General features: G+C 69.8%; 6 protein-coding genes. 3 read left to right on the top strand and 3 right to left on the bottom strand.

The annotated features are described in order from the left end of the window. Positions 1-626 precede the first annotated feature (626 nt). Complete coding sequence (locus ACIQVL_RS39900; protein ID WP_403477867.1) at positions 627-1,175, top strand: DDE-type integrase/transposase/recombinase; 549 nt, start codon at positions 627-629, stop codon at positions 1,173-1,175. Positions 1,176-2,142: 967 nt separating this feature from the next. Here ACIQVL_RS39900 and ACIQVL_RS39895 read toward each other — a convergent pair. Beyond that, positions 2,143-3,042 carry a pirin family protein gene (locus ACIQVL_RS39895; protein ID WP_403477866.1) on the bottom strand — a complete coding sequence of 300 codons (900 nt, stop codon included), beginning with the start codon at positions 3,040-3,042 and terminating at the stop codon, positions 2,143-2,145. 19 nt (positions 3,043-3,061) lie between these two features. After that, on the bottom strand, positions 3,062-3,988 hold the full coding sequence (locus tag ACIQVL_RS39890) for an alcohol dehydrogenase catalytic domain-containing protein (RefSeq protein WP_403477865.1): 927 nt from the start codon (positions 3,986-3,988) through the stop codon (positions 3,062-3,064). 328 nt (positions 3,989-4,316) lie between these two features. Here ACIQVL_RS39890 and ACIQVL_RS39885 point away from each other — a divergent pair, with 328 nt between their 5' ends. Both ACIQVL_RS39885 and ACIQVL_RS39880 read left to right on the top strand, forming a co-directional pair. After that, the gene (locus ACIQVL_RS39885; RefSeq protein ID WP_403477864.1) at positions 4,317-4,925 is read left to right on the top strand and encodes a hypothetical protein; all 609 of its coding nucleotides are present in this window, start codon (positions 4,317-4,319) and stop codon (positions 4,923-4,925) included. Between the two features lie 29 nt (positions 4,926-4,954). After that, the gene (locus ACIQVL_RS39880; RefSeq protein WP_403477863.1) at positions 4,955-5,440 is read left to right on the top strand and encodes a MarR family winged helix-turn-helix transcriptional regulator; all 486 of its coding nucleotides are present in this window, start codon (positions 4,955-4,957) and stop codon (positions 5,438-5,440) included. A gap of 73 nt (positions 5,441-5,513) precedes the next feature. Here the strand turns inward: ACIQVL_RS39880 and ACIQVL_RS39875 are convergent, their stop codons facing one another. Then, on the bottom strand, positions 5,514-5,927 hold the full coding sequence (locus ACIQVL_RS39875; protein WP_403477862.1) for an enoyl-CoA hydratase/isomerase family protein: 414 nt from the start codon (positions 5,925-5,927) through the stop codon (positions 5,514-5,516). Positions 5,928-6,000: the final 73 nt, after the last annotated feature.

Below are 6,000 nucleotides of genomic sequence, written 5' to 3'. Positions count from 1 at the left end.
GCGTTCAGCGTGGCCTGGCCGTCCGGGACGAAGGTCAGCTTCGTGTCACCGAGCGTCAGCGTCCGCACACCCGAAGGAGTCCGAAACCGCTCGTCCAGGTGTTTCGTGTCTGTCATGAGTCGACGTCCATCTAGTTGTCACCTGAAAGGATCAGATCATAACTATCATGACCTGAAACAGATTGCTAGCCTTGGCTTGTGCCAATGTGTGATTCGCGGGGAGCCGCTGACTGTGAACCAGGGGGAAGCCCTCACGCGAGGTGGACACACCGAGTTACCCGCGACGACGCAAGCGTCTGTGTCGGTGCCGTGAACAGCGGTGGCGCCCGCGAGAGGCTCACCTGCATGCGCCTGGGCATCGTCACCAGGTCGGGTAGGGCTGCCTAGTCAGGGGCCGCCTGTACGGATTCGAGAGCCTTGAGGAACGGCGACTTCTCCTCGCAGGCAGCGCCGGCGGCAATACCGACGGTTCACCGAAGGTGTTCATCGAGCTGACGCGCGGAGGGTGGCGAGTGCCGGTGAACACGGTCGCGAAGGTGATGGCCGAACTCGGGCCGGCCATGCGGATGGGCGCTGCCGCGCCGGTCACTGACGAGGCCGGGCAAGCGGCCGCCCGCTGCGGACTTCGTGCGCCGGGACTTCACCCGCGAAGGGCCCGATCTCGTCTGGGCGAGCGAACTCACCGAAATCGAAACCGGCGAGGGCAAGCTGCACTTGGCCACGGTCATCGGCCTGTTCTCCCGTCGCATGCTCGGCTACGCGATGACCGGGTGGCACGACCCCGACCTGGTTGTCGCATCCCTGAACATGGCAACAGCCACCCACGGCGGCGACGCGCGCGGTGTGATCACGCACACGGTCAGGGGCAGCGAGTACTGCTCGCGGCGGCTCAGGCGGGCCCGCCGAGAGCTCGGCGTGGGCCGGTCCACGGGCAGAGCCGGATCTTGCTTCGACAACGCCGCGAGCGAGGCGTTCAACAGCGTCCCGACAGTCGAGTATGCACACCGCCGCACCTTCCGCACCCGTACCCGCACCGAGGCACGCGTCAAGATCGCCACCTGGATCACCGAGTTCTACAACGCCAGGCGGCTGCACAGCGTGTGCGGGTTCAAGAGCCCCATCGACCACGAAAACGTGACTGCCGAGCCCACCCGCGCCGATGGACTGGCCGCATAGATCGTCTCCACGCTGCGAGGGGAAGACCTCGGCACTTTCCACGCCGGCAGCAAGCCCCCACTGCCTCGGCGATTCGCGGCCCGGTACACGTCAGCAGAGCGAGCAGGAACCGGTCCCTCGCCTGCCTCGCCGGAGCGATCACCGTGACGATCTGCTCATGGCTATGGTCGTGGTAACCCGGATCGGTCAACGCGAAGTGGGACGCGGCCGCCTCCACGGTGCGCGACCGGCCTGGCTCGCCCGGGTCGCAGCCCGGCGGCAGACGGAACAGTCGCTTCGGCTCCGACAGCACCACCACCGTCTCGGACATGACCCAGCCATGCACGGCACCGAACCCGAGTAATCCGCTCACCACGGTCATCACCGTGCTCGCCGTGCCGGGCGAGTGGAATTGCGGCTCAGCGACGACCATCGGCGAGAACACGGGGCGAGTGGCTCGGCGACCAGCCACCGCCGCAGCCCCGCGAGCAACAAAAAACGCGGAGCGGCCCGGTCGATGCCCGGTCCTGACAGTGGTTCAGGTAAGGGCCGCACGACCCGCGTAAGCGCGTTCGGTGTTCACCGAACACCCCCGCAACCACAACGAGGCCAGACAGGCCGTGGCCTGCGGGTGCAGATCGTAGGTGCCGGCATCGACCACCATCCGCCGCATCCCACCCCACCCCAGAGGGGCTCGACCTCCCCGATCCACCGTCCCGGCCGGACGCAGCCGCCGACCTCGCCGGTCACGCCCGGCCTGCGGGGAACTGATCTTCCCAGCACGCGCCCGACCGCCTGGGCCTCGATGAGTTACGCGGCCTGCCCGCCATCGCCGCCGTTGCCTGCGAAGACGCCCGATCGAACAGTCCGGCGCGGAGCCCAGGGTCAGCAGATGGCGAGCACTTGGCCGCCCCGGCGACTGTCACCTCGGACGTACCAGGACCGTGTGTGGTGGGCTCGCTCGTCGCCGGGCGGCCGAAGGCCCGGGTCATCGGTCATAGGCGATCCGGGCCAGACGCGGCACCGGACCGAAGGCGCCGGCGTGGAAGTCGGTGAACGCCTTGGTGATCTCGGTCTTGGTGTTCATCACGAACGGACCGCCGAGGGCGACCGGTTCACGCAGCGGCGTACCGCTGTAGACCATCACCCGGGCGCGCCGCTCGGGATCGGTCGCCGCGAACTGCAGTGTCGTGGTCGCCGTATCGCCGCCTGCTCCCGCAGTGACGGGGTCGGACCAACCGGTCTGGCCGGCGCGCAATTCCCGGCCGCCGATCAGCAGGCGGCCGTCCATGACATACGCGAACAAACGGTGTTCAGCAGGGACCTGAAGGTCGTAAAGGGAGCCGGGGTCGAGCGTGGCGACCACGCCCTGGACCGGATGATGGGTCCGGGCCGCGCCCGTGACGCCGCCGACGGTGCCCGCGTGGACGTCGATGCTGACGCCGGCCGCCTCCACGCGGGACATGGCGGCGTGGGTGATGTCCTGGTACCGCGACGGGGTCATCTTCTTCGCGGCGGGCAGGTTGAGCCACATCTGCAGCACGTGCGCGTGTTCGTTGCGGTAGGCGAGCTCGCGGTGGACGATGCCGCGGCCGGCGGTCATCCACTGCACCTCGCCGGGCTGCAGGGCGCCGGCGTGGCCGAGGTTGTCGCCGTGTTCGAGGACGCCGTCCACCACGGTGGTGACGGTCTCCAGGCCGCGGTGGGGGTGCCACTCGAAGCCGGGGGTGGAGAACCAGTCCTCGACCAGGGCGAGGAAGGGGTCGGTCAGGGCCGGGTCGGCCGGCACGAAGACGAGGGCCTTGTCGTCGACCTGGGCATCGGGGCCGAGCTGCTGCTTGTCGGTGACGCGGTTCAGGGTCCGCTGCCCAGTGAGGGGTGTGGTCATTGCTGCCTCCTTGAACAGATCAGGTGACGCGCACAGCGATCTTGCCGCGCGTGTGGTGGGCGGTCAGGGCCTTCAGGGCCTTGGCCGCGTCCGCCAGGTCGTAGGTGTCGTGGACGGGGATGGTGATCGTGCCGTCGGCGAGGTGACGTGCCACGCGCGCGAGGATCTCGGTGCACGGGCCGTGCGAGACGTTGGTGCGGCCGGGACCGTAGCCGGCGGCCTCGGTCGGGGAGGCGATCCGGCCGCCGCTCCGGACGAGGTCCGCGAACGGGGTGATCTCATATGCGGTGACCGCGTCGAGCAGTGCGTCCACCCCTTCGGGGTGATGCTCGCGTACGGCGCCGATGACGTCGCCTCCTCGCGGGAGGATCTCGTGCACGCCGAGGCCGCGCAGATACTCCTCGTCCTCGGGCAGTCCCGGCGCGAGGACGGTCGCACCGGCCGCCCGGGCGAGTTGCACCGCGATACCGCCGACGCCGCCGGTCGCACCGACCACCAGCACCGTGTCACCGGACGCCAGGTCCAGCGCGTCGACGGTCATGACCGCGGTGGTGGCCGCCAGGGCGGCGACCCCGGCGGTGCCGGCGTCCAGGGCTGCCGGCCTGCGGACGAGCGTGTGCTCGCCGGTGGCGACGAGCTCCGCCCAGGCGCCCCGGTGTACCGGTTCACCCGCCGGAACCTCTCCGAAGACCCAGTCGCCGACCTCGACGGTGCGGACGCCTGCGCCCACCGCCTCCACGGTCCCGGCGAAGTCGCGGCCCAGGGTGACCGGCAGGTGGTGCGGCACGGTCGCTGCGAACACGCCGTGGGCGATGTCCGCATCGAACCAGTTCACCGACGACGCCCGCACGCGGACCAGCACCTGCCCGGGCCCCACCACGGGCTCGGGAACGTCGTCGCGCACCGTCGGCGGCGCGCCGAACTCGCTCACGGTGACGGCTCTCATGACCGCTCCTAGAAGTCTGTACCGAGCACTACCTTTACATGACGCATCATTGAGCAACTTACATGATGCGTCATTTATTCCGCCAGACTGCCCTCGCGACCACATGACTGACGGCCGACGAACAGCAGGCATGGCGCGGGCTGATCAACCTGACCGCACAGCTCCATTCCGTCCGGACCGCCACCTCCACGCCGAGCACGGCGCCCCCCTCGCCGACTACGAAGTGCTCGGTCGCCTCCATGGCGCCCCCGCCCACCGGGTGCGCGCCCGTGGTCTCGGCGCACCCCTCCCCCGGCAACAGAGCCGCCTGTCCCACCAGCTCACCCGGATGCAGCGGCGGCGGCCGACCGAACGGGAGGAGTACCCAAGGCGGCAGCGTGGTGGCGACAGTCGGCCCGAGCCGGTACACGAGCTGGAAACACAGAACAACGCCCGCCTGCGCGAGCATGCGACCAAGATCGACCTCACCGAGACGGCGGTGGCGGCCGCCAGGGCGGCGGCATCGGCCGTGGCCATGTCGCGACGGGCGGGCTCGCGGGTGAGCGCGTGCCCGCCCGTCGCGATGAGCTCGGCGCACGCTCCGTCGCGGACGGTCCGCCCCGTGATTACCTCGCCGAAGACCTCGTCACCGCCCTCGACCGCGGCGACACCCTGCCCCCACGACCTCGACGACTTCGGCGAAGTCACAGCCCAGGACCGTCGGCAGCCGGTGGCAGCCATGGCCTCGTACACGCCGTGCGCGATGACCGTGTCGAGCCAGTTCGCCGCCGATACCTCGACACGCACCAGCACCTGCCCGGGTCTCGTGGCGGGTTCCGGGGCGTCACCGCACAGCAGTGGCCGCCCGCCGGATTCGGTGCGGGCCAAGGTCTTCATGATCGCTCTTCGCGCATGCGACCAACCAGCAATTGAATGGCACGTCATGGAATATGCATGATGCGTCATTCGTTCCGGTACGCTTGCTCCATGACCACATGGCTGACGGCCGAGGAGCAGCGGGCCTGGCGCGGGCTGATGCAGCTGACCTCCCAGCTGCAGACGGCGCTGGGCCGGCAGCTCCAGGACGAGCACGGCATCTCCGTCGCCGATTACGAGGTGCTCGGACGTCTCAGCGGCACCTCCGGCGAAGCACTGCGTGCCCGTGAGCTCGGTGCCAGCCTGGGCTGGGAACAGAGCCGCCTGTCTCATCAACTCTCCCGGATGCAGCGCCGGGGCCTGGTCGAGCGGGAGGAGTGCGAGACCGACCGCCGCGGCGCCACCTTCCGCCTCACCCCAGAGGGCAGGACCGCGATCGAGGGAGCCGCCCCGGGCCACGTCGAAGCAGTCCGCAGACTGGTCTTCGACGTCCTGTCACCGGATCAGGTGACCCAGATGGCCAGCCTGACCGGTCATCTGCTCGACCACTTGGAGGGCAGCGGCCGCCGAGCCGGTGAAGCGACGGCGTCACGGTGAAGGCTCGACCACGCGGTCGGCCACGCCCGGCGCACCGGTCGCTCGGCGGGACGGGGCTCACAGGAACTCGGCTCTACCGGACACCTTCTCGATGAAGCTCCGCATGCTCACGGTCCTCGGTGGCGAACAGGCCGGCGAACAGGGTTCGTTCAAGCGCGAGCCCGGTGTCGAGTAGTTCCGCCCCCCAGCCCGCTGTCCACCGCCTCCTTCGCGGCGCGCAGAGCCAAGGCCGGGCCCTGGCGAGCCGCGCCGCCCATGCGTGCGCCTGCGCATGGACCTCGTCGGTCGGCACGGCCCGGTCCACCAGCCCGATGGCGTCGGACGTGATGCGCCGACCGGTGGAGATGACGTCCTTGGCCCTGGCGGGGCCGATCAGACGCGCCAGGCGTTGGGTACCGCCCGCTCCGGGGATCAGTCCGAGCAGGATCTCCGGCTGGCCCCGCCGGGCGTCGTCGGCGGCGATGCGATGGTCCGCGCACAGGGCCACTTCGCATCCACCACCCAGGGCATATCCGGTGATGGCGGCGACGACCGGTGGGGGGGATGCGAGCCACAGCGGT

It is taken from the genome of Streptomyces sp. NPDC090499 (assembly GCF_044769305.1).
Taxonomy (GTDB): domain Bacteria; phylum Actinomycetota; class Actinomycetes; order Streptomycetales; family Streptomycetaceae; genus Streptomyces.
The sequence above is the reverse complement of the archived record's forward strand: the minus strand, read 5'-3'. Positions and strand labels throughout refer to the sequence as shown.

What these genes read in the sequence shown, in the direction of transcription:
- ACIQVL_RS39895 (WP_403477866.1), bottom strand. Translation starts at nt 3,042, where the DNA reads ATGACCACACCCCTCACTGGGCAGCGGACCCTGAACCGCGTCACCGAC.
- ACIQVL_RS39890 (WP_403477865.1), bottom strand. Translation starts at nt 3,988, where the DNA reads ATGAGAGCCGTCACCGTGAGCGAGTTCGGCGCGCCGCCGACGGTGCGC.
- ACIQVL_RS39885 (WP_403477864.1), top strand. Translation starts at nt 4,317, where the DNA reads ATGCAGCGGCGGCGGCCGACCGAACGGGAGGAGTACCCAAGGCGGCAG.
- ACIQVL_RS39880 (WP_403477863.1), top strand. Translation starts at nt 4,955, where the DNA reads ATGACCACATGGCTGACGGCCGAGGAGCAGCGGGCCTGGCGCGGGCTG.